A 22386-nucleotide genomic window follows, 5' to 3' on the forward strand; every position below is an offset into this window, starting at 1 on the left:
TCACTTCTCCATCTCGCGCCCGGTCAGCCGCAAAAACACGTCTTCGAGATTCGGGGGGCGCTGCAGAATACGAAGGCTCGCATGCCCATGCAGTTGCACGCGCACCTGCTCCGGATATGGCGCATAACAAAAGAGCGTTTCTCCACTCACTTCAACGCGCCGGGCATACGGCCTGATCAGCTCGCGGAGCTGATGTGGATCACCCCCATAGATTTCGATCACATTGCAGCCAATATGCTCGTCGATCAGGTCGTCTGGCTTGCCTTCAGCGATCTTGCGTCCACCCTCGAGGACACACAGCCGATCGCACAAGCGCTCGGCCTCTTCCATGAAGTGAGTGGTCAAGAGAATCGTCTTGCCCCGCGCAAGTAGAACTCGCAGACGTTCCCAAATCAGGTGGCGGGCGTGCGGATCCAAACCAGTCGTCGGCTCATCCATCACGAGCAAATGCGGGTCATTGATTAGCGCACGTGCCAGCGTCAGCCGCCGTTTCATGCCACCGGACAGCGCGGCAACGCGCGTGTCCGCTTTTCTCTCGAGGCGTGCGAACTCGAGCAGCGAGGGGGCGATCGCCTCGATCTCGCGAGCGCTCATGCCGAAGTAGCGGCCAAACACCAGCAAATTCTCTCGTACGGTGAACTCGAGTTCAAGATTATCGAATTGCGGCACCACGCCGATACGCACACGTGCGACACGAGCGCGTGCAGGCACAGGCTCATTGAGCACCGTAATCTTTCCTCCGTCCGGCGAGATCATGCCAAGCAGCATGCGCGCGATCGTGCTCTTGCCGGCTCCATTCGGCCCGAGAAGGCCAAAGCATTCTCCGCGCGCGACCGAGAACGACAGCTCATTGACGATGACCTTGTCGCCAAATGATTTTCTCACGCCGGCAAGGTCGATTGCTACGGTGGACATGATCACTCTTAGGCTGAGAGAAGTCGTTCGTCCGACAATGGCTTCCCTACCACCGTTTTGGTCCAGAGCAGGCCGTCGCACCACACATGCTCAACGCGTCCCCAGTGGCAGGCCGCGGCAGCATCCGGGAAGAATCCACGCCCGTGGAGGTTAGCACTGGTATTGCAGAGCAGCGGAATGCCGGTAAGCTTCTCAAATTCGACGAGAAGCTCGGCGATTTTGTGCGGAGAGTTGCGGGAGATTGTCTGCAGCCGCGCCGAACCGTCGAGATGGACGACAGCGGGGACCCTGTCGCGCCATTCCGCGCGGGTCTGGTGATCGAACAGCATGTAGGGATCTGGCGTACCTGGGCTGAAAATCTCCGGCGCCCGATCCTCCAGACAGATCGGCGCCACCGGTCGGAACTGCTCGCGACGCTTGATGTCGTTGAGATGATCCTTCATTGCCGGGGAGGTCGGGGCTGCAAGAATGCTTCTGCCGCCCAACGCCCGCGGACCAAGTTCGGCGCGCCCGGAAAGGAAGATGACCGGCTTGTCGTCCGCGAGAATCGCCGCAAGTTCACGCAGACTGCACGGCGCCGCCTCCCAATCCGGCGGAAGCTCGCTGTCGTGCAGGGCCGGACCACTGTAGACTGACCATTCCAATGGCCCGAAGCCATTTTGCGCCGCCATCGCGCCGCAAGCAGCGCCGATCGCCGAGCCGCTGTCATTCGGAAACGGCGGCACCCAAACATCATCGAACAATCCAGTCGCACGAAGCGCGCTGTTCCACTTGATATTGAGACCGCAGCCGCCGGCGATACATAGATTTCGCGCTCCCGGAAGCGACGAGTGTTGCAGCAGAACCATCGCCATTTCCTTGACAAGAAGACGTTCCACGAACACATGAAACGACGCAAGGACGTCCTCCGCTCGCTTGGCCGTCAGGCGCAAAGCGCTTGCCTCGAAGAAGTCGTGCAGAGCTGCAAGAGACGCTTCCGGATTGTTGATCTCAGCGCGGTACCGACGTGCCTGCTCCGTGTCAGCGGCGAAGCGCTTTTCATAGAGCTCCTGAAACACTGCGACGATGCTTTCGTCGACAGAGCCTAGCGCGATGTAAGCCATCAGCTTGCCGGCGATGCCCAAATCCCAACTGGAGCGGTTCGGCTGCCTGTATGGGCCGAAGTGAAGGCCCGCGGCAGCATAGGCATGTCCGATCATCGGAAACAGGCATGCAATGAGCCGTGCCCCCCGAGGTTCCACATAGTAAAGACGTGGAAAGATGCAGCCGTCCCATACCAGACAGAACGTGGGTTTTCCCGCACCTGCAAAGGGACTGGTGCTATATGCTGACGCGACGTGGCCTGTAACGTGCGGGTAGCTCTTATATGGAAACACCTTGTCTCCGAGGATCACGCCAAAGCCGTCGACGGAATCAAGAAGGCCCTCAGCATGGCGCTCGACATATGGCGCCCCCTTCAGCGCGATCGGCACAGCTCCACTTAGGACCTGGAACTGCGACTCAATCTCCCCATCCCAGCCGTCGATGACGAACTGATCGATATCCCGCGGATCCAGGCCATGCTCCGCCAAGGCGAGCACGACTGCATCGAGATTCTCGACGGATTGGTAGCGTGGACCGTTGCCGCACTTCTCTTGCTCGGTGCAAAAGACAAGTCGCCCGTCCTCGATGACAGCAATTGCCCCGTCATGGGTTAACTTGATGCCGCAGATGCGCATACGATCCCCTGGTCTAGTGGCCGACGTTTGATTGTTCTGACGAGTGACCCGGCTTCCGGAACCGGACTATCAAGGAGTCTTCGTTGATTGACTCGGTGTGGCAGTGCAGACGTTCGACCTCCGATAGGCTCTCGTTGAAGAGGGCGATCACCGTTTCGGCACCAGCAGCAAGCCCCCACCGTTGACATGTGGCATCACGTGCGGACCCGAATATCAGAGCCCCATTTGGCGCTAGGATCCTCACCAGGTTGCGGATAGCCGCTTGCATCTCGACAATGTCCTTGAGGTAGTAAAGAACCTCGGCCACGACGATCAAATCGAACTGTTCAGTGGTCGAGAACCGCTGAATGTCGCAGGTCACCCACGTGATATGTGACCACTTCCTGGTCCGTAGTCGCGCTCGCTCGATCGCCTGCGGCATGACATCGACCACGGTGAGTCGTTCGCATAGCGGAGCCAGCATGTCCGTGAATGCACCGGCTGCACATCCTACTTCGAGGCCACACGAAACATCTCCGTTGCAACCCGACATCCGGAGCATTTGAGCGTATCGCTCCTGCTCGAAGGCACTACTGTCGAGACGCCATGGATCGTCGGCAGCCAGCTCTCGCGCTAATTGCTGATGGTTTGCGTCCAGGGTCATGAGCCAATTACCTACTTGCAGGCAGTCGAACGATCGCTACCGCAAACACTCTTTGTTGCCGTCAGGCTCGATGGGCTCTGGGAAACCCTCGCCTTACGACTTATACTAGACATTCCCCATTTACTTGCAGCACTTCGTCCAGCGTTCGGGTGCAGAATGACAGATTGCTTTTCCCCATCGGCCGGCACGTTGGCGACCTTGCGCGAGAGCCAATCGCTGTTGCTCAATGTACAAAGCGCATAAGCCTTCAAAGGAAGTAAGAGAAAGATATTGATCGGTGTGTGGAGCGAGAAGCCGAGAAACCGCAGTTCGCGAGCACGAATGGCTGCCACACTGCACCGGACCATTGTCATTGCTGCAATCGTCAATACCGTCCACCAGGGTACAGAGCCTGCCATTAGGAGCTGCGCGAGCGCAGCGAGTGATGAAAAGGCGAGAAGCAACGGGCCGAGATTTTGCCCGATAACGTCTAGCGTCAGATAGCCATCGAGCTCTGGCAGCAGGCGCAATGCGAGGAACGTGTCCCGGAAGGTACTGCGGGCCCAGCGGAGTTGCTGACGTAGATATGGCCCAATGCGGTCCGGGACGACTGTTGCTGCGATCGCGTCCGAGACGTATTCGGTTCGAAAGCCCGCCTTGAGCATGAGGATCGTTAGATGGCGATCCTCGCCGAAATCGCTCGGCTTCCCTCGAAAGAATTGCGCTTCATATTGATCAAGAAGCAAGGCGAGCGCGGAGCGACGATACATGGCACATGGGCCGCAGCAGCACATGACCGCACCGAAACGCGCCTGCGCCGCGCGCTCTTCGTTGCATGCCAACCAGTATTCCATATCGATCAGCCTGGTCAGCCAGGTTTGGCTGCGATTGCTCGCTATCAACTGACCCATGGCCGCACCGATTTGCGGGTCATGCATCTTCAATACCAGCTTCGTGACAACGTCAGCGGCAAGTATCGTATCCGAGTCGACGTTGAGGACCAGGTCACCGGATGAGCTGCGTATCGCAGCGATCTGCGCCTTGCGTTTTCCAACGTTGTTTGCCAGCAAGATGATGCTGAACCTCGGATCGTTCGCATAGATTTTGTGCACAGGCGCGACAAGGTCGCGATTTGCAGATCCGTCGTCGACCACATAAACCTGTAGCTTTCCGGTGTAGTCTTGACTCGCAAGCGACTCCAGACATTCGGCGAGCGTGATTGGATCCTCGTTGAAGCACGGCACGATGACGTCTACACTAGGAAGGACAACCTCCGATCGTCCCAGGTTGTCCTGCAGCGATGAGTTAATCGCCGGTTGAGCATAAAGCGCTTGCGCGCTCTTGTAGATCGTCGAGAGCAGCGCATAAGACGAAACAGCGACAGCACTGGTTGTAGCGAGCAGGTCCATAGGGTGTCAGTTTTTGCTCAGTGAAGTTGAGGGAGTGGATGGATTACAAACCCGCGCCGTTGTAGTGCCGGGATCAGATGTGACAGGGCCATCGTGGTCTGATCGCGCAGCGTGGCATCAGTGCACGGTCGCTCCTCATCAGGAGGATATCCGTCGTGCAGGAGCACAATTGCACCCGGGCGAACGCTCGCGAGTACTGAATTCACAATTCTATCGACCCCGGGGCGGGACCAATCTCTCGGATCGACCGACCAGTGCACAGCTGTGAGACCGGCGCTCGCTGACACAGCGAGCACCTCGTGCGTCCACATGCCGTAAGGTGCTCGCATGTGCCTAGGTGAGGCCTGCGGGCACGCCGAACGGATCGCCTCGCTCGCCGTGAGAACTTCATCGCGTACCTCCGCTGGTCCGCATCTGGAAAGATCCGGATGGGTCATCGTGTGGTTCGCAACCTCGTGACCTTCCGCGATCATTCGTCGAATGAGTTCAGGTTGTTCGGCCGCGTACGTGCCGATCACAAAGAACGTCGCCGGAATCCCATGTTGCGCCAGCACCTCGAGCACCTCTGGCGTGCAAAATGGATTTGGCCCGTCATCGAACGTCAAATAGACGGGGCGACTTCCGGCCACGTCAGCATAGTCGCAACGGACAGCAGATAGGGGGAGATGTTCTTTCACAACTCAGGCCCATTCCGATCGATGACCGTCCCGGCCGGCCACTCGCCTATCGAGCGTCCAACCGGGAAAACCACCACGATCACGTCTTCGATGCGGGTCGGCGACAAATTGGGATAGACATCCGGATGCGTGGAGCGGACGCGAATGCCGGACATGAGGGTGGCGAGCCCCTGCCTTCCGAGCAGTCGGGTCATGTGTTTCTCAAGCGCAGGCCGAACCGTGCCAAAGCCGAATGGAATCCCGAGCTCCTGCAGTGTGGGATACATCACGCGCATTGCGTGGCTGATTCCCAGCCCTTCGAGATCCGGACGCACCGCATACAATCCCAGTTCGGCCACGAGGAGATCGACCCCACCAATCTTGATGAAGCGGCGTAGTAGCCCGAGGTGAGCAGCTATCCCGCGCGCGTCGTAACCAATTACGCGGAGCTCAGGTCTTGCCCCGGCCCAACTTCGGTTGCCCTCAAATGGCTGCGCATTGAACGCACCGGTCGGCCCGTAGCTCTTGCGGAAGAACTCGGCGAGTTCGGCATGATCGGTGAGCCGCAGTTCGTTTTCCCAGCGACGGCTCCACTGCACTTGAGTGCGTGTAGAAGGAGCTTCCGCAGTCCGGGATACGGCAATGTTCATGGCGAGCTTCCTTGTGCCCCAGTGGAATGAAGAGCGGAGATGGTCACTTGAACTCGCTAGTCGCCGAAGCGCTGGTCAACAGTGAAATGCGCTGCTATGACCCGTCGGAGCGCGGCACTCCTCGCCTGCACCGCGCCGTGCGCCTTCGCTCGCGATGAAGATATCGCATGGTTCGCGCTCGTGATCCGGCCAAAGCCCTGCGCGAGATATGCCGAAAGATGCCGACGAGGCGATTGGACTGGCGAGAGCCTGTCTGCACCACGAAGCTTTGCCGCCTCGTCTAGCATCGCTGTCGACGCTTTGGAGGGCAGGTCTTCGATGCGCGGGGCCTCATCGATGGCGCATCGGAACGCCATCAAATCACACTGGTTCTTATCCATCTTCGACACGCCCTGAATGCGGTGGATAGGCGAGCCATTTGCAGAGTCGCCTGAATTACTTGGCATCCGCAATCTGCGCCTGCCGTTATGTCGCGACACTAGAATGCGGCTGAACGCGCTCTCAAGTGTACGCGGGTAAACCTGCAATATGGAAAGGGATGGAACACGCATACCAAGGTTTATCGAGGTCCGCCTGACGTCTCGATCGAGCGAGCTTCGCACAGAGAAGAAGCGACGCGGCTCGCGCGGCGCGCCCATAGCCGCTCTCGAAACACATGCGGCGCCAGCTCGCACGTCCAGGAGTTGTTCTCTGAGTCCGCGTGAACGAGCAGCAGCCATGGTGATATACTCGATTATTTTTTCCAAACTGATGTTTGCTATCCAACATCCCGCTATTTGGTAAAATCGATAGTTCCGATGGAACACATCCACACGATGGATAGACTTACAAGATGCGGTTCAAGGGACTTGATCTAAACCTTCTCGTTGCGCTCGATGCTCTGATGACGGAGCGCAACCTCACAGCGGCGGCGCGCAAAATTAACCTGAGCCAGCCCGCTATGAGCGCTGCCATCGCTCGGCTGCGTACCTATTTCCGCGATGAACTATTTACCATGAGAGGTCGAGAGCTCGTCCCGACACCTGGCGCGGAGGCGCTTGCAGGCCCGGTTCGCGAGGCGCTGCTGCACATCCAACTCTCGATCATATCACGGGACGCGTTCGACCCGACTCAGTCGAGCCGACGCTTCAGGATCATTCTCTCCGATTTCATGACGATCGTCTTTTTGCGCAAGATTGTGGACCGTCTTGCACAGGAAGCTCCCGCGGTGCGCTTCGAATTGCTGCCATTTTCCGATGAACCCGATGAGCTGCTCCGCCGGGGCGAGGTCGACTTTCTCATTCTGCCGGAACTGTTCATGTCGAGCGCGCATCCTAAGGCGACGCTGTTCGACGAGACCCTCGTATGCGTGGGATGCCGCACGAACAAGCAGCTATCGCGGCAACTTACGTTCGAGAAATACATTTCGATGGGCCACGTTACGGCGAAATTCGGACGGGCGCTCAGACCAAACCTCGAAGAATGGTTCTTGCTCGAGCACGGCGTCAAGAGACGCATTGAGATCGTTGTGCAGGGCTTTAGCCTGATTCCGCCCATATTGTTAGATACGCGCCGTATCGGCACAATGCCCTTACGACTCGCCAAACACTTCGAACAGCGGATGCCACTGCGGATCGTCGAACCACCGCTCCCTCTGCCCACATTCACCGAGGCTGTGCAGTGGCCTGCGTTCCACAATACCGACCCGGCAAGCATTTGGATGCGGCGGATATTGCTGGAGGAAGCATCCAACATGGCATCTGGGCCTCAGGAGACTCCAACTCGCAGGCGCTGCTAGAATCATAAGCCGCTCTCGGCAAGTTCCAAATACGCTCCGAACCCTTGGACATGCTCGGCCGCTTTCGTCACTTCAACGTTTCTGGCGCGAAGCGGCCAGAGATGGCGATCGGTTGCGAAGAATTGCCGAGTGCCGAGCGGTGATCTCGCTGGTGAGGTTTGGTGCGCTTGCACCTCAAACCGGCGACGCCCGGCACTATCGCGTCAGAACTCGCCTCCACCAGTGCGACAATGTTTGGCTTGCCCGATAAAATCGCTTGAATCGCACCCCGCGTCAGGTTGTAGGTTGGCCGCCGTGCTAACGCTGCGCTACGCGACCGTCGACTGGGCGGTTTGGTGAACTGACGGCGCTGGCCGGACACTGGGTTGAACTGCCATTAACCAACTGATCGGGTCCTGTTGCGTGGCTCGCTGGAAGCGGCGAGACCGATCAGCTTCGGGACTCCTGACGGTTTCTGGCCGCCGCTGGGTGGCCGGCCGCCTTGCTCTCCATTGTTGCGGTCATTTTACGAGCGTCTTCTCGCGATCGCAGGATGGAAACGATGTCCATTCGGGCGAGCCAATAGGACCTCTCCAGACGCAGCCGTCACCGCTCGTTGTATGCGCCGCAGTTACGTTCCTGCCGGATAAGAAGACATGCGTTTCAAAGGTCTAGATCTAAATCTTCTCGTCGCGCTGGATGCTCTCATGACTGAGCGCAACCTCAGCGCGGCGGCACGCAAGATTAACCTTAGTCAGCCGGCCATGAGCGCAGCCGTTGCCCGCCTGCGCTCCTATTTCGATGACGAGCTGTTTGGGATGAGGGGGCGGGAACTTGTCCCCACCTCACGCGCGGAAGGACTCGCAGCTCCTGTGCGCGAAGCTCTAACGCGCATTGAGCTCTCAATAATCGCGCGGGACGCGTTCGACCCAGCTCGATCGAACCGGCGATTCAGGATCGGCTTTTCTGATTTTATAACAGTCGTATTCTTTCGAAATATCGTGGAGCGCGTCGCGCGAGAAGCGCCTGCCGTCAGCTTCGAACTCGTGACGCTCACCGATGAGCACGATGAGCTTCTCCGCCGCGGCGAAGTCGATTTTGTTATCTTGCCGGAATTATTCATGTCCAGCGTGCACCCCAGGGCGGCCCTATTCGAGGAGAGACTCGTTTGTGTAGGTTGCTGCACGAACAGCCAACTACTACGGCGGCTTACATTTGATCGGTATATGTCGATGGGCCATGTTGCGGTTAAGCTCGGAGGTGCGCGCAAGACGCTGGTCGAGGAATCCTTTCTACTCGATCTCTGTCTCAATCGGCGGATCGACATTCTCGTGCAGAGCTTCAGCATGATCCCGCCCCTGCTGGTAGGCACGAACCGCATAGGGACGATGCCATTAGGGATTGTAAAGCATTTCCAAAGAACGATCCCCCTTCGGATTGCCGAGCTTCCGCAGCCATTCCCCGCCTTCACTGAGGCGGTCCAATGGCCCGTGCTTCACAATAGCGATCCGGAAAGCCAGTGGATGCGAGAGATATTGTTGCAGGAGGCTACCCGCATGGCAACTGGACAAGAGCCCTCCATCATCTGCACTTCGGAACGACCGGATACTGCCGGAGATTTCGCACGACCCGTCTCGCCGTTGTCGTAAGGACGATCTCAAGATCGTGCGAACCTCACATCCCAACGAATGTCTCAACGCACAATTTAGGCTCGCCTCTCTCGAATTCGTGGTCGCTCTATAAAGATCGTCGCAGGGGACGGCTATGATGACGACGTTGTGTAGGTCTTTCGCACGTTGGCATTAGGCTCGACGTGCGAGCGGCGGCTGGACCGTTGGCCTGCTTTTGGAGACAGGGACGCACGTTGCACCTGGCCGTCGGGCGCACCTGCCTCGATACAGCAGAATCGGCGCCGGGTTGTCGTCGTCAACTCTCCGAATCGGTAGTGGCTCCCGACGAGCGGAGACGGTTCTTTGCGGTTACCGAGTCGTACCACCACGCACAGTGAGCGTGGTGGTCATCGATCATGCACATGACCACGATCTCTTGCGCTGTCGAAGCAAGCATCGCGCACGCGTGTTGCCCTATCGCATCAGCCTGGAGTACATCGCATCTTCGTCGCTCCGTGCCGCGGGTCTGACTTCTTTTGGCCCTATCGCCGCCAAACGTCTTGACGACGTGCGCTGCCATTACGCAATGACAAACAAGGAGCTGACGTTGGAGCAATGCAGCGGCGTGTTCGATCCGGAAGAGCTTTCCGTCCTGGGAAGCCTTTATGATAGTGCGGTCACCGCGCTACCCCCATCGATGCGAAATCCGGAAAATCGCAAAGCAATCGCCAAACTCATCTTGGAGCGTACGGCGGCCGGCGATGCTCAACTGGCATGCCTGACGAGCTTGTTGACCGCCATTTCCCCTCAGGGTTGATCCCCCGCCATTCTGAGGATAGTCACCACTCTCGCGCTGGAATGGAAGACGATCCAGCTAGAGCTTTGAAATAACTTGAATCACACGTGACGTAAGGTTGTAGGCTTTGAAATTGAACAACATGAGCAAAGCTACACCACGAAGGCGTCGATGGCGCATTGGCGAACTTGCAGAGGCGACCGGAGTAACGGTACGCACGCTGCATCATTATGAACATACGGGACTCCTAGCAGCCTCAGAGCGTACTGACGGCGGCCACCGGATGTACGACCGCGAAAGTGTTCAACGGGTTCACCAGATTCGGGCGCTACGTGAGCTTGGCTTCTCCCTTGTCGAGATCCGCAAAGCTATGGAGGGCACGACCTCACTCACCGACCTGCTGCGCAAGCATCTAGAGCGCATAGAACTTCAGGTAGCTCGGGCAACTCTGTTGCGAGATCGCCTGCGCAACATGACCATCGACAGTGAGATCCAGGTAAGTGTGGATGACCTGCCAGCTACCTTGAATGCCATGTCGCGGGTCGAGACGCGTAGTCAGAAATCCCGATGCACCTGCAAGCTAGCTGCAGATCGCGAGGAGCGGTGGCGGCAGATCCGCGACGACCTGCGTGATTGTATGGATCGGGGCGAGCCCCCTTGCGGCGATCGAGCAAAAGCTGTCGCAGTTGCAGCCCGCCTGCTGATCAGCGAAATCGCCGGCGCCGATTCACGCGTTTCGATGATCCTGAAGGTACTTGCACGATTAAGCGCCCCCCGCAGTCTGGCTGGTTGGGATCCCTGCCTCATGCAATATCTCGATCTCGCCCTTGGCGGGTTGGAGGATCAGCCGTACTTTGGCTGATCGGCGGCTCTGATGCTGGCCGACAGTTTTACGGGTTCGAGCGGACAGATCGTCATGGCCTCGCCGATCCGGGGCTCCCTGACGCCTTGATCGAGACTCCCTTCAAACGGGGCTTGAACCGCACGTAACGTCAAATTGTAGGCTCTTACGTGGTCGCAATCTGGCCGACCTGACGCACGCTTCGCTTGGCTGGCGGCCTCGACCTGCAGGCACGTCTGATCACAGCTGTTGGCGGTTCACTTTAGGTGAGCATTGGGAGCTCTACAATGTTAAATGGGCATTACGCTTCTGCTGCGAGTGCAGCGCTTCTCTTCTGCGCCCTCGCCTCGGCTGCGCGCGGCTCCGAAGTCAAGATTGCCGTGGCTGGCCCAATGAGCGGAAGCAGCGCTGCGTTCGGCTTGCAAATGCGCGATGGTGCGGCTGCGGCGGTCGAGGCGCTGAACGCTTCGGGCCTACTTCCCGATACCAGGGTGGTTATGAGTGTCGCCGACGACGCCTGCGACCCGAAGCAAGCCGTCGCAGTCGCGAATAAGCTCACAACAGAGCGGGTACGGTTGGTCATTGGTCATTTTTGTTCCTCTTCGTCGATCCCGGCCTCCGACATCTATGCCGAAGCAGGCATCGTTCAGGTCTCCCCTGGCTCGACAAATCCTCAGCTAACAGAACGAGGCCTTCAGACCGTCTTTCGGATCTGCGGCCGCGACGACCAACAGGGCACCGCTGCCGCTGAGTACATTCACAGGAACTACCCTAACGCCAAGATCGCAGTGCTCGACGACAAGAGCACCGCAGGCAAGGGTATTGCCGACGTGGTTGAGGCACAGCTTCAGAGGTTCGGTGAACAAGTCATTCGGCAAAGCTACGTAGCCGGCGAAAAGGATTACAGGGCCCTGGTCTCAAGAATGAAGAAGGATGGGGTGCGCGTCGTCTATATCGGCGGCTATCATACCGAAATCGGCTTGTTTGTACGCCAGGCATCAGAGGCAGGAGCGGGCCTCGTCGTCATGGCGAACGATCCGTTGATGACCTCTGAATTCTGGGCCATTACCAGCACCGCTGGAAATGGCACGTTGTTTACCTTCATGCCGGATCCCGCCAGGAATGCCAATGCGGCCGGCGTGGTAGCCGGACTCAAAGCTTCCAACCTGTCCGCTGAAGGCTACACGCTTTACGCCTATGCTGCCGTGCAAGCATGGGCAGAGGCGGTGAACCGGACCGGCTCGCTCAATGCTGCGCGCGTCGCCAGCGCACTTCGTTCACGGGCGATCGATACCGTGATTGGGCCAGTGCGGTTCGATACAAAGGGAGATAATGCGGTTCCTGGTTTTCTGGTTTACCGCTGGCGCGACGGCCGTGTTGAAACTGTCGAGCAGAACTGATTGGCGTCAACGCCGCCTCCCCAAACCCAAAGTGACACGGATGATGAGACGCCCTCAGGACGTTGGAGCAGCGATACTCGCAAGCTCTCTTATTATTGCAGCTTTCGTAGCGTTCGTCGCGTTCGCTGCAGCCCTCGCAGAGCTACCTGATGTCGACCTGAACGAGACGCTGCGTCCGACCATAGACAAATAGTAGCCTGTCGCGCTGATCCGGCTCGCGGGCACATGACCTCTGAAGCGGCCATCTACAATGGTGCTAGGTTAGGTGGCATGGACATTTCTGCGGCCAAGCGTTGGGGCAGGCGAAGAAGAGGAGAACGCGAAGCTAACGGTGCTTCTGGTCGAGCACATGCTCGGTGAGGAGGCGCTTCGCCACCTCTTTTCAAAGTAACTGCCGGACCGCCATCTACGCATTCTCGTGACCCAATCACACGTGCAACCTCAGATCCACGCACCCAAAGAGAAACGCCCTAAGCCGTCAAATGAGGAACAACACCTCTTTGAGCGCGACGGCATGAAGCAACCAGGGCTCGCCGTCCCGGCCCATAATCGGAGATTGATCGAGTGAAGAGTGGCCTTCCTTCAAGACTAAGGTGCGGCATTTTCGACCATTTGGATGACGACGGTCGAGATGCCGCACGACAATATGAAGATCGTCTCAAGCTGGCGGAGACCTGTGATTCTCTGGGCTTCTACGCTTATCACCTGGCCGAACACCATTGCACACCTCATGGCAGAGGGCCCTCGCCGAACCTGTTTCTATCAAGCCTGGCGCAGCGCACCCGGCAATTGCGCTTTGGTCCGCTCGTCCTGTTGCTCAACCTTTATCACCCATTGCGCGCATTCGAAGAGATCTGCATGCTTGACCAGTTGAGCGGCGGCAGGCTCGAGCTCGGGATCGGCCGCGGCTCCCAGCCGATTGAATGGGGCTATTTCGGCATCAGTGCAGAAACCGCACCAGGCCGTTATACTGAAGCCAGCGAAATCCTGAATATTGCACTGAAGGGACATACGCTATCCTATCAGGGACACCACTTTGAGCTGAGCGAAATACCCTTAACCTTGAGGACTCATCAACGTCCATATCCGCCGACCTGGATCGCCAGCAATCGGGCCGAGTCGGCGCAGTGGGCCGCTGCAAATGGCGCCAATCTGGCGTGCATAGGCCCCGCCTCTGTTGTCCGGAAAGTTACGGAGGCCTACCGCTCCCAACGCGGCCACAATACAACCGCACATGGCCGCGAGCCATTTCTCGGCCTCGCCCGCATGGTCGTAATTGCTAAGTCTGACCAGGACGCTCATGCGGCGGCCAAAACTGCGTATGGACGATGGCTGGAGAGCTTCAAGTTTCTTTACGACCTGAACGCCATTCCGACGCCGCCCGCCCTTCCGCTGACCTTCGATGCAGCACTTGAGAGCGAATTGTGTGTCGTTGGAACGCCAGCTTCCGTCCGGCAGCTTCTTCTTCAGCAGATGGAAGAGGCAGGTGCCAACTACTTGCTTTGCCAGCTTGCATTTGGAAACCTTCCGCTGGAGGTCTCCCTGTACACGGCAACCGCAATCAAAGCTGAAATTCTCGATAGCTTTGGTGGCTAATGTCTACATTGGGGAATCATATGCTTGGCAAAGGAGACCGGCGCACTGAGGTTGTTCGAATCTGGTTGCGATTTTGGTTGTCGTTTGCCCTTTGCGCGAAGGCGATCGTCAGCCTCAATGGCAACGATCAAGCATTCACTTTTTCTGACTGCGCTTCTTCTTACTTCGGCACATGAAACTCTGCTTTCGAAGAGAATTCTTCGTTGTGAGCGCGCTTTACGCAATGGACTGTCTGCATGGGCGAACTGGCGGCGGTGCCGTCTACGTCGGCAACGGCAAGATTGTCGGGGTCGATGTTGGAAACCTTCGCTATAGTGGTACCTACATCGAGCAGGCGGCCGCATAAAGGGGACTGTCACTTATATGCGCCAACCGGCGGCACGCATGTAATTGGCGCTCAAGTACCGGCAGACAACAGATGGAGCCTGACGCTCGATTGGCCTGCCAACTTCTCAGATGGGAAGCCACAGGCGCTCATGGTTGAGGTAGTCCGGTACACGTTATACTGGAGAAAATCGGCGATATCTGACCCGCCTGGCGCTTCTATTTGGGAGCGAGCTTTGGCTAGGGAGTGTTTGCGAGCCTTTATCAACTCATCCGCAGGCGGACGCTCTTCGTCCGCTTCGATCTCGCGGGCCTTTTCAATGAAGGCCAGCGATTGCTCGGGGTCATCCTGCATCTGCGGGAGGCCGGAGCTGGTGGATAGTCGCCGTCGAGATTGCACGGCCTTCTCTTCTTACGCGCATCGGTGGAGTTTTTGTGGAACCCTCGTGACATCTGGAGTCCAATCTAGCCGTATTCGCTGCGATTTTTTGTCTTCTCTATCATGGCCGGTCATCAACGAATCAGCAGGCTCGCCTAAAGGCCCTCAAACTCACTGAACCAAGACTGCGGGAAAACACTAAATAACCCATTTTCGATGTACGCGATGAGATTACTCGTGTACGCGATCCACGAACTGGATGCGTCCCATCAACACTTTCGATTTTACCAATTTCAGCCAAATACCCATAAGTCGATCGCCGGTTTCCGGAAAGCACATTTCACGAATGTCGTGTGACCATGGATCCCTCTTGCTTTCAGCATAATCGCAGGCCGATTCAAGCTTCTCGTGGCTGCATCCCTAACGACACCCATCAATCTTTGGAATCGAGACGCGTGCGGCGCAAATCCAGTCGGATGGCCAATCGCAACGTCTGGCGCGCAACGTATCGCGCTGTCGCCTCCCCCTTTGCAATCTTACTAAGGCGCTCCAAGAAGATCGGCTCTCGCGCACACTGCTTGGCCAAAGTAAATGCGTGCGCTGCATAGAATTCGGGCAGTCGAACTGCCCTCTACACCGGTGCGGGCGGGACTTTCCGCCCTGACCAGGCGGGCAGCGTCGACAATCCGCCGCTGTCGCGGCCTTCAGGCAAAGCAGTGCGATCAGCTATCTGACCAGGCTAAGTGCAAGCGACATATCCTCCGGCCAGGACGATGCACTGATGTCGATCGGCGTGATGAGACCAGTCTGGCGATCTTGCTGCCCACGCCCATACGTCGTGTGATCGCGGATTCTCACTCCGCTCGCATGCACAGTACTCGTCGGCGGGCCGCCCCCACATCCACTGCTTACAGACTGACGCCACCCTATCTCATTCTATGCGCCGGCGCTCTTCGACCATATCCCGACGCGGTTATCCCTCGTCTGGCGAGGCCTCCGGTTACGTCTAGATCGCTATGTCAGGCGGCAAGCAATCCCGCAGCAGTTCGGGCCTCGCTTCTCGACTTGCCGTCATCAGCGGTGTCCCCGCTAGCTGGAGTCACTGCCACGGCCCAACGCGCTGGACCGGCTCGACGATCCAATCAAATGACGGGCCATCTACAAGCAGTTCGCAGCGCTCTATACCGTCGATTCCGCCTTTGCGGTCGTTTCGCGGCACATGCCTGCCATCCCCTGCCTTCGGCGACCGTGCGTGCGCACCTTGCCTTGTGCAGCAGCCATTTGTTCTATCGCCGTCTGCCACAACCGTTAATCAGCCTGCTGCCTGCATTTAACCACTTTGGAGCAACACCGTGGAACTTGACCCTTCCAATTCACGCGCAGAGGACCTTGAGGAACGCATCGACCTGCAACTCGACATCGTGGCCGCCCTCATAGGCGAAGAAGGCAACGAGCTCGAAGCGATCCGACTGCTGAACGCACTCACAAACCAAATGATTACGGCGGAAGTGGAGCTCGGCCAGCTAGGCGATACCAGTACCGGGGGCCGCGCCAGCGACCAGCGAACGACGCGACTGTCGCGAGACCGTGGCGTTTACTACCCAGAAGACCTTCAGGTTTTGGGACGCCTTCTCGATCAGGCCGTGGCAGCATTACCGGCAGTGCTTCGAACTCCCGCCAATCAACTGAAGATCGCGAAACTAATACTGTCACGTTCAGCAGCAGCCGACTGAACTTTTCATTTGCCTTTTTCTGCGGTTGATGGCGCGCTTATCGAACGTCCCTGGGCTGACTGCTGCGGCCGTACGTACCGGGGATCGACGACTTGGCGTCTATGCGCACACCGTCCCGTAAGCGCGCCGGTTCCGCTGGCTTTTCCATATCGCAACTGTTCGCCACCATGCTCGAAAGCTGGAGCCTGCACCGAGAGCAGGAGACCACGCGCAGGGCGGAGCAAAGGACGACGGGCCCCGGACACGTATCAGAAAGCAAACAAGCAGTGCTCGGAAAACGCCACACGCTTCCAGAAACGCTTCTTAGCTTGAGACTGCGAATGGAGCGGAACGATCCATTTTCATTGTGGCTTTAGTCGTGATTGGCATGGCGCCGATTTTCCGATTGCAGGAAGAGCCGCAGTTATTGACCGATGCCGAGCAACAAGAGCACTGCGGTAACGAAGTCGCGCGACGCGTGCTCGTTTCAGCCGCTTCAGAATTATTCGAATTGCGCCTGGCAATACGACTGCGGGGTCATCGGAACTTCAACAAACATCTATAGATTCATTGAAGCACCGAGAGCAGCTCGATGTCCGAGCGTCCTGCTGCTCTGATGTCTTACTTGCTGGGACAAGCCACAGGCTCTCGGTTAGTTTTTGCCAAAGTACCTCCTTGTATCAGGACGTCGTGGAGTGTTGAGATGGATCAGTTCTTACCGGAGCAAGTGCAGATGACAGATGCTATCGTGAGCGTCGCATTTGATAAGGCCTGGCGCTTTGTTGAGAAGGATCCGTTGCTGGCGCATAATCTCAAGACGGTCCTCCACAGCCGGTTGCGCACTTTCCTTGAGTCTTCGATAAGGAAAGGCGAACGGAATACTTTAAATCTGGCAAACGAGGCGATACGCAGCTTGCGGGCTGAACTGGCGCCGTCGACGGAGCAATAAGGCGCTTGAACCTCTACTGCCATATAAGTTCGCCTTCGTTAAGGCTCTTGGGGACCTTATGCGGCGGGAAAACAACCGGGGCAGAGCGTGCTCGAGCTGACCTTCCTCCACTCACGTTCAGCCCCGCTGAAGACGAGCACGTTCGCGACGACTGTTGCCTATGCAGCTCTTCTAGTGACCCCAGACCAGTAACCTGGAACCCAGAGCAAGTCGGCGACGGGACGGAACAGCCGCGCTAATATTCGCTCGCGCCAGGAAACGCCCTAGCGTTTTCTCTCCTGACCTTGGCTCGGCACGAGCTTGCTCAACTTCAAGCGAGAGCCTCGTCAGGCACAGCCGCATCGGCTTCTTGGCATCGTCGATCGAGGTCTTAGCAGAGGAAAATCGTGCTGCACTTATGATAGGTCGGGAGCCAAAGCGATCCAGGCCTGTGATCGATCATCGCCGCATCGCCCATGACTGCAAGCGGCAGCACGGCCCTCCTGCCGGAAGAATGAGCTTTTGCGCGCCCGAGACGTCTTCGATCAGCGGTCTTCATTTGCCGAACTCTCTGAACAGCGAGCATGCACGGGACGTGTTGGCGCAGACTGGCCTTGTCGCTAGTTAGCGAGAGGGAACGAAACACCTCGCAGCATTGCGTCCCATCACAAGCCATCACGAACGGCTCGTATTCAAAGAAGCATCTGCGCGAAGCGACCACTGTCAGGCCGCAGCATTTCGGCCGAGGCAGTGCATGGCAAGTTGCGCGCGCCACAATCTGACGCGGCGTGCGATTTGACCCTTTTCTTTCGAGGACATGTTGTGCGGCAGTTACAGCAATTCGCGATCATGTTGTTAAACGCACGGCGCTGGGGGCACCGAAAGGAACGACACTCGAATGAAGAATTTTCTGATTCTGACCGCAAGCATCGGCGCACTCAGTGCGGCCGCTCCCGCATTCGGCACGGACCTCGCCGGGCAGCCCGTCCAGGTCAAGGCGCCACCGCTCCGGGTCGCAGCCCCGATTATCGATTGGTCCGGCTACTATATCGGTGTCAATGGCGGCTGGGGAACGAGCCGCAACTGCTGGGATTTCAATGGAGTCACTCCCGAGGGTTGCCATAATTCGACTGGCGGTACCGTTGGCGGCCAGATTGGTTATCGTTGGCACATCTTCAACATGGTCTACGGGATCGAAGGCCAGGGCAATTGGGCCGACTTCAGCGGCTCCAATGTCAGCGCCGCCTTCCCAGCAAACACCATTGGCACCAAGACAGATGCGTTCGGTCTGCTCACCGGCCATATTGGCTACACGTTCAATGCCGTGCTGCTGTACGCCAAGGGCGGTGCTGCGGTGACCAGCAACACCTATCACTTGAACTCGGTGGCTACTGGCACCGAGATTGTAGACAATGATGTGCGTTGGGGTGGCGCGCTGGGCGCCGGTGCCGAAGTCAGCCTCGCGCCCAGCTGGTCAGCTGGCGTCGAGTATACCCACTTGTTCATGCAGCGCAGCAACGTAAGCTTCCCAGCGGCCGTTGCGGCCGATCGCGTCCACCAGGACGTCGATCTCATCACGGCACGGCTCAATTACAAGTTCGGCCCTGGGTTTGCCAAATAGTGATCTCGACGCGGTTGCGTGAATCGGGAGCCCCGACCGCGGTCGGGGTTCTTTCTTCACACGCTCCTACCCCTTCCGAAGCACCAGGTCCGAGTTCGTCTAAGCAGGGATCACCGGCTGGATGGAACGACGCCGCCTGACCTCAACACTGGCGGACGAGGTCCGTCGATTCAACATCTGATGGCACTTTCGGCGAAGCCGCAAATACAACACTCCTTGAGGCAAGTCCGAAACCTCTCGCCGCGTGAGGTTGCGGAGCTCCATAAGCATCGATTAACCTGCCAGAAGCTGAAGCAAGATTTAGCACTTGGTGCTCGTTCCGTTCGACTGATGAATTCGAAGAAGATTGAGGCGAATTGCTATAGTGACCGCCTGAATCCGGCTGGTCGCACCGAGCTTTCGCATCGCATTTTTGATATGAAAATTGACTGTATTCTCGCTGATGTTCATGATCTTCCCCATTTCCCAAGACAATTTCCCCCTTGCGAGCCACCTCAAGCAACTGATTTCCCGCTGCGATAGTGCAACGTTTCTTTCGCAATCATTATCGCGGGGCATCGATTAACCTGCCAGAAGCTGAAGCAAGATTGGCGCTTGGTGCTCGTTCCATTCGACTGATGAATTCAAAGAAGATTGAGGCGAACCGCCATAAGGACCGCTTGAATCCGGCTGGTCGCGCCCAGCTTTCGCATCGCATTTTTGATATGAAAATTGACTGTATTCTCGCTGATATTCAGGATCTTCCCAATTTCCCATGACGATTTCCCCTCTCCCACCCACCGCAAGCAATTGATCTCCCGCTGCGATAGTGCAATTTTTCTTTCGCAATCATTATCGCAGGGACGAGCGATGTCGCCATAGGCGGTGTGAAACTGCGACGCCAGCGCGTTGAGATGACCGATGTGATCCTGAGGATCAGCATCGTCGGACGCAGATGCAAACGACACCACGGATACCCGACCCAACGGGCCAAACAATGGCACGCTCATGCCATGCTTCAGGCCCGCCTCTCTCGCCTCGTCCAATACGCGTCTCTCGTCCGGTTGAAGTTGATAGCGGTCGGCGAGTTGGTCCCACAAAAACGGCCGCGATTGCATCGGCGTCCTCCGGATCACCGGATCGATAGTATGGTACTTGTGTTTGAAGTATCGGTCGCACCAGTCCGGCGGCCACTTCACAGCCACAGCCGGAGGTGGATACTCCGCCAGCCGAAGTGGCTCGACGAAGTTGAGAGCGCCGAAAGCGACTTCACTGAACCCTTCCTTGGTAGAACAGCTTACAAGAAGCTCGAACAACGCTCTGAGCGAATGCGTCTGTTTCGCGCATTCGGTGAAGCTAAAGAGATCCGTGATGGGCGCCTCAGAACCTCGATCAAGCTCCCTGTCATTGTGTTCGATTGCGCTTGTTTCAGGCGGAGCCAAATTCAAATCCATGACCTGAACCCTTTGGTTTGTTCTTCGTGAAGTCTGAGCGCCACACCCTGCGTCAGATGCCATTCCCGGATTCGTGCCCTGCCGCTGGCTGCGCCGGCATGATCGTCCCGTCAAACAGCCGAGATACCGCCATCATCCCTGGTCCGAGGCTGAACGGCACGGCGCAATCGAAGCGCCGTTGCACAGGCAAAGTGATTGGTCGAGCTCGCCGATAGCGTACTGGCGAAATCGGAGATCACCGGGCGGTCGTCCGTGTTGATGGCCTGGCGGTGATAGAAAGCCCGATGGCCCTGACGACTCAGCTGGCGAGACGAACCAAACAGCACGAGCGGTCACAGGCCCAGCTCTGTTTAGATTGGATGGCGAGAAACCATGGTCCTGTCCGAAAGACGGTTCGCTTTGTCTCGAGGCCAAGCACGAGGACATGCTGGGCACTAAACTCCGCGATACAGGTAAGGTAGAGCACGCCCATGCGGTTGGCGGTGCCGGACTCGACTTGCGCGTTGTAGGTATCGATTCTCTGCTTGCCGACGAAGACAACAGGAGCGTCATTTTTCTTCCCAATCTTGCGAATTGCCATCGCTAACCGTTGGCTGATGCTCCGCCCTATGACGGCGTCGGGGACGCGATCGATGAGCAACACGGAACAGCCGAAGCCATACTCCTCGCATCATCTCCCGGCGTCTCAGCGGGTCCGTCCGGCAGGTCCGGCGCAAATGAGTCGAAGGGGCAGAAAATGGCCACGTCAAAGACGCAATGGGAGATACTCGCAGTCGCGAGACCCGCTTGATGCAGAGGACACTTTGCATGCGCATCTCCAGAAGGGAGAGGACCCCGGATCGGATCGCACCAGTCCAGCAAGTGTCATACCAACTGCTGATTTCGCGAAAATCACCGCCGGGACAAGGGCTTGAAAGGCGGCCGGTTGGTCGCAAGGTAAGTGCATTGAAGCAATCATGACATTGGGAGGCAAAGGCGACAGCGCCATTTGCGCGAGCCGCAGCACGAGTAGGGGCCAGGAGATCTTTATCAGTATTCTGAAAAGGTGCGCCAATCTCGTTATCGGCTCGCGCATCGACTAAGTCTGCAAGCCATCTTAGTCCAAGTTCGGAGAAAGTTGGGTTAAGTCCGTCCTTGCAGCGCGCTGCTAATGGAGATTGTCAGGGAAGATGTGCTGAGCGCCAGAAAGTTGCAGTCAATTCGAAATGGGCAAGGATGCGGAGGCGCGGCAATGCGCCCCCTCCGCCACGAAGCTGCCACCATCGCGCCGCCCCTATGAAATCATGCACGCCGAGAGAGTCATCCTTCACCGGTTCTCCGATGAGTTCGACGCCGTTTTACAACAGGAATGGCGCTTGCTGCCGCAATGGTGAGTCGACGCGGTCGTTCTTCGATCCCATCTCCATCTGAAACACGCCGAGACCCTCTCACGCGGTCTCGCTAAAGGCTGCTGATAGAGTCAGGCGGTTTGGGGGCGTGAAGTATTGACATTTGCCGCAAACGTTTCAACAGCGAACTGAAGGCGATGATCGCCACAGATCATATACTGACGTACGTAGCCGTCGCTGTGCTTGATTGTTGCTGCCAACCGTCTTGCGGGGAGTCGTCATCAGCTCTCATTCGCGGAAGATGAGCTTCAGACCCGATCGGCTTATGAAGCACAAACTTTCTCGATCCAGTGTGAATGGGCTGGAATGCCAGGGTGCGATCCCGCCGTCTAATGATCCCGTGCAAGATCTCCGAGCTGGCTTCTGCCTAGATGGCCTCCAGGCCGCCGCGCGAGAACGATTCCTTGTGACGGGATAATCGACGCTTCACCAGGCGGGCTATGTGAAACAGTGAGAGCTGCTGCTGGTGCACCGGATTGATCGCGAGGCCAATGAGGGGCAACTGCAATTGTGCGCGCTCTGCCGGTTCCGCTAGCCGCAAAGGCGATATCAAAAAACAAAAGACATCAAGCGCTGAAGTAATATTGCAGATAGTGTCACGTGTGAGGTTTCTGGCCGGGCTCGCGTTCGCT

Annotated in this window: 21 protein-coding genes; 10 read left to right on the forward strand and 11 right to left on the reverse strand. The window is 57.5% G+C overall.

Going from position 1 to position 22386, the window contains the following annotated elements; translation table 11 throughout:
• The 7 genes from nodI to I6F24_RS29190 are packed head-to-tail and all read right to left on the reverse strand — an operon-like array spanning position 1 to position 6350.
• The gene (gene nodI / locus I6F24_RS29160) at positions 1 to 915 is read right to left on the reverse strand and encodes a nodulation factor ABC transporter ATP-binding protein NodI (RefSeq protein ID WP_225129681.1); all 915 of its coding nucleotides are present in this window, start codon (positions 913 to 915) and stop codon (positions 1 to 3) included.
• A gap of 8 nt (positions 916 to 923) precedes the next feature.
• Entirely contained in the window at positions 924 to 2633 is a 1710-nt protein-coding gene (gene nodU, locus I6F24_RS29165) for a nodulation protein NodU (RefSeq protein ID WP_225129684.1), read from the reverse strand.
• A 13-nt stretch (positions 2634 to 2646) separates the two neighbouring features.
• Positions 2647 to 3276, reverse strand: a complete 630-nt coding sequence (nodS, locus tag I6F24_RS29170; protein WP_225129686.1) for a nodulation methyltransferase NodS — start codon at positions 3274 to 3276, stop codon at positions 2647 to 2649.
• 11 nt (positions 3277 to 3287) lie between these two features.
• The gene (gene nodC, locus I6F24_RS29175) at positions 3288 to 4664 is read right to left on the reverse strand and encodes a chitooligosaccharide synthase NodC (RefSeq protein WP_225129688.1); all 1377 of its coding nucleotides are present in this window, start codon (positions 4662 to 4664) and stop codon (positions 3288 to 3290) included.
• 17 nt (positions 4665 to 4681) lie between these two features.
• Positions 4682 to 5293 carry a chitooligosaccharide deacetylase NodB gene (gene nodB, locus I6F24_RS29180; protein WP_225129818.1) on the reverse strand — a complete coding sequence of 204 codons (612 nt, stop codon included), beginning with the start codon at positions 5291 to 5293 and terminating at the stop codon, positions 4682 to 4684.
• A 44-nt stretch (positions 5294 to 5337) separates the two neighbouring features.
• Positions 5338 to 5970 carry a NodA family N-acyltransferase gene (locus tag I6F24_RS29185; protein WP_225129690.1) on the reverse strand — a complete coding sequence of 211 codons (633 nt, stop codon included), beginning with the start codon at positions 5968 to 5970 and terminating at the stop codon, positions 5338 to 5340.
• 56 nt (positions 5971 to 6026) lie between these two features.
• On the reverse strand, positions 6027 to 6350 hold the full coding sequence (locus tag I6F24_RS29190) for a hypothetical protein (protein ID WP_225129692.1): 324 nt from the start codon (positions 6348 to 6350) through the stop codon (positions 6027 to 6029).
• A gap of 452 nt (positions 6351 to 6802) precedes the next feature.
• On the opposite strand from I6F24_RS29190, the gene nodD1 reads away from it, so the two are divergent.
• The 6 genes from nodD1 (at position 6803) to I6F24_RS29220 (ending at position 13969) form a co-directional block, all read left to right on the forward strand.
• Entirely contained in the window at positions 6803 to 7747 is a 945-nt protein-coding gene (gene nodD1, locus I6F24_RS29195; protein ID WP_225129694.1) for a transcriptional regulator NodD1, read from the forward strand.
• 635 nt (positions 7748 to 8382) lie between these two features.
• A complete protein-coding gene (locus I6F24_RS29200; protein WP_225129696.1) occupies positions 8383 to 9375 on the forward strand; it encodes a LysR family transcriptional regulator in 993 nt (330 codons plus the stop codon).
• 361 nt (positions 9376 to 9736) lie between these two features.
• The gene (locus I6F24_RS29205) at positions 9737 to 10153 is read left to right on the forward strand and encodes a hypothetical protein (RefSeq protein WP_225129698.1); all 417 of its coding nucleotides are present in this window, start codon (positions 9737 to 9739) and stop codon (positions 10151 to 10153) included.
• 121 nt (positions 10154 to 10274) lie between these two features.
• Complete coding sequence (locus I6F24_RS29210; protein ID WP_225129819.1) at positions 10275 to 10994, forward strand: MerR family transcriptional regulator; 720 nt, start codon at positions 10275 to 10277, stop codon at positions 10992 to 10994.
• A gap of 266 nt (positions 10995 to 11260) precedes the next feature.
• Complete coding sequence (locus I6F24_RS29215; RefSeq protein WP_225129700.1) at positions 11261 to 12373, forward strand: branched-chain amino acid ABC transporter substrate-binding protein; 1113 nt, start codon at positions 11261 to 11263, stop codon at positions 12371 to 12373.
• 564 nt (positions 12374 to 12937) lie between these two features.
• Positions 12938 to 13969 carry an LLM class flavin-dependent oxidoreductase gene (locus I6F24_RS29220; protein ID WP_225129702.1) on the forward strand — a complete coding sequence of 344 codons (1032 nt, stop codon included), beginning with the start codon at positions 12938 to 12940 and terminating at the stop codon, positions 13967 to 13969.
• Positions 13970 to 14366: 397 nt separating this feature from the next.
• On the opposite strand, the gene I6F24_RS29225 is transcribed toward I6F24_RS29220, so the two are convergent.
• The gene (locus tag I6F24_RS29225) at positions 14367 to 14648 is read right to left on the reverse strand and encodes a hypothetical protein (RefSeq protein ID WP_225129704.1); all 282 of its coding nucleotides are present in this window, start codon (positions 14646 to 14648) and stop codon (positions 14367 to 14369) included.
• A 1376-nt stretch (positions 14649 to 16024) separates the two neighbouring features.
• Here I6F24_RS29225 and I6F24_RS29230 point away from each other — a divergent pair.
• From I6F24_RS29230 to I6F24_RS29240, 3 genes are all read left to right on the forward strand, one after another.
• Positions 16025 to 16405, forward strand: a complete 381-nt coding sequence (locus tag I6F24_RS29230; RefSeq protein ID WP_225129706.1) for a NolY — start codon at positions 16025 to 16027, stop codon at positions 16403 to 16405.
• Positions 16406 to 17087: 682 nt separating this feature from the next.
• Positions 17088 to 17333, forward strand: coding sequence for a hypothetical protein (locus tag I6F24_RS29235; protein WP_225129708.1), 246 nt, complete (start codon positions 17088 to 17090; stop codon positions 17331 to 17333).
• An 877-nt stretch (positions 17334 to 18210) separates the two neighbouring features.
• Positions 18211 to 18933 carry an outer membrane beta-barrel protein gene (locus I6F24_RS29240; protein ID WP_225129710.1) on the forward strand — a complete coding sequence of 241 codons (723 nt, stop codon included), beginning with the start codon at positions 18211 to 18213 and terminating at the stop codon, positions 18931 to 18933.
• A gap of 300 nt (positions 18934 to 19233) precedes the next feature.
• Here the strand turns inward: I6F24_RS29240 and I6F24_RS29245 are convergent, their stop codons facing one another.
• The 3 genes from I6F24_RS29245 to I6F24_RS29255 form a co-directional block, all read right to left on the reverse strand.
• Positions 19234 to 19491, reverse strand: a complete 258-nt coding sequence (locus I6F24_RS29245) for a helix-turn-helix transcriptional regulator (RefSeq protein ID WP_225129711.1) — start codon at positions 19489 to 19491, stop codon at positions 19234 to 19236.
• A gap of 65 nt (positions 19492 to 19556) precedes the next feature.
• Complete coding sequence (locus I6F24_RS29250) at positions 19557 to 20366, reverse strand: LuxR family transcriptional regulator (RefSeq protein ID WP_225129713.1); 810 nt, start codon at positions 20364 to 20366, stop codon at positions 19557 to 19559.
• Positions 20367 to 20664: 298 nt separating this feature from the next.
• Positions 20665 to 21009 carry a hypothetical protein gene (locus I6F24_RS29255; protein WP_225129714.1) on the reverse strand — a complete coding sequence of 115 codons (345 nt, stop codon included), beginning with the start codon at positions 21007 to 21009 and terminating at the stop codon, positions 20665 to 20667.
• Positions 21010 to 21571: 562 nt separating this feature from the next.
• Here I6F24_RS29255 and I6F24_RS29260 point away from each other — a divergent pair.
• Positions 21572 to 21739, forward strand: coding sequence for a hypothetical protein (locus I6F24_RS29260; protein ID WP_225152233.1), 168 nt, complete (start codon positions 21572 to 21574; stop codon positions 21737 to 21739).
• Positions 21740 to 22386: the final 647 nt, after the last annotated feature.

It is taken from the genome of Bradyrhizobium sp. BRP23 (genome assembly GCF_020194135.1).
In the GTDB taxonomy this organism is placed as follows: Bacteria; Pseudomonadota; Alphaproteobacteria; order Rhizobiales; family Xanthobacteraceae; genus Bradyrhizobium; species Bradyrhizobium yuanmingense.

Bases quoted from the DNA above. Each gene is read 5' to 3' on its own strand.
- nodS (WP_225129686.1), bottom strand. From the start codon at position 3,276: ATGACCCTGGACGCAAACCATCAGCAATTAGCGCGAGAGCTGGCTGCC.
- I6F24_RS29225 (WP_225129704.1), bottom strand. From the start codon at position 14,648: ATGCAGGATGACCCCGAGCAATCGCTGGCCTTCATTGAAAAGGCCCGC.
- nodI (WP_225129681.1), bottom strand. From the start codon at position 915: ATGTCCACCGTAGCAATCGACCTTGCCGGCGTGAGAAAATCATTTGGC.
- I6F24_RS29235 (WP_225129708.1), top strand. From the start codon at position 17,088: ATGGATCAGTTCTTACCGGAGCAAGTGCAGATGACAGATGCTATCGTG.
- I6F24_RS29210 (WP_225129819.1), top strand. From the start codon at position 10,275: ATGAGCAAAGCTACACCACGAAGGCGTCGATGGCGCATTGGCGAACTT.
- nodD1 (WP_225129694.1), top strand. From the start codon at position 6,803: ATGCGGTTCAAGGGACTTGATCTAAACCTTCTCGTTGCGCTCGATGCT.
- nodC (WP_225129688.1), bottom strand. From the start codon at position 4,664: ATGGACCTGCTCGCTACAACCAGTGCTGTCGCTGTTTCGTCTTATGCG.
- I6F24_RS29250 (WP_225129713.1), bottom strand. From the start codon at position 20,366: ATGGATTTGAATTTGGCTCCGCCTGAAACAAGCGCAATCGAACACAAT.
- I6F24_RS29190 (WP_225129692.1), bottom strand. From the start codon at position 6,350: ATGGATAAGAACCAGTGTGATTTGATGGCGTTCCGATGCGCCATCGAT.
- I6F24_RS29215 (WP_225129700.1), top strand. From the start codon at position 11,261: ATGTTAAATGGGCATTACGCTTCTGCTGCGAGTGCAGCGCTTCTCTTC.
- I6F24_RS29185 (WP_225129690.1), bottom strand. From the start codon at position 5,970: ATGAACATTGCCGTATCCCGGACTGCGGAAGCTCCTTCTACACGCACT.
- I6F24_RS29260 (WP_225152233.1), top strand. From the start codon at position 21,572: ATGGGCAAGGATGCGGAGGCGCGGCAATGCGCCCCCTCCGCCACGAAG.
- nodU (WP_225129684.1), bottom strand. From the start codon at position 2,633: ATGCGCATCTGCGGCATCAAGTTAACCCATGACGGGGCAATTGCTGTC.
- I6F24_RS29200 (WP_225129696.1), top strand. From the start codon at position 8,383: ATGCGTTTCAAAGGTCTAGATCTAAATCTTCTCGTCGCGCTGGATGCT.
- I6F24_RS29240 (WP_225129710.1), top strand. From the start codon at position 18,211: ATGAAGAATTTTCTGATTCTGACCGCAAGCATCGGCGCACTCAGTGCG.
- I6F24_RS29245 (WP_225129711.1), bottom strand. From the start codon at position 19,491: ATGCCCCGCGATAATGATTGCGAAAGAAACGTTGCACTATCGCAGCGG.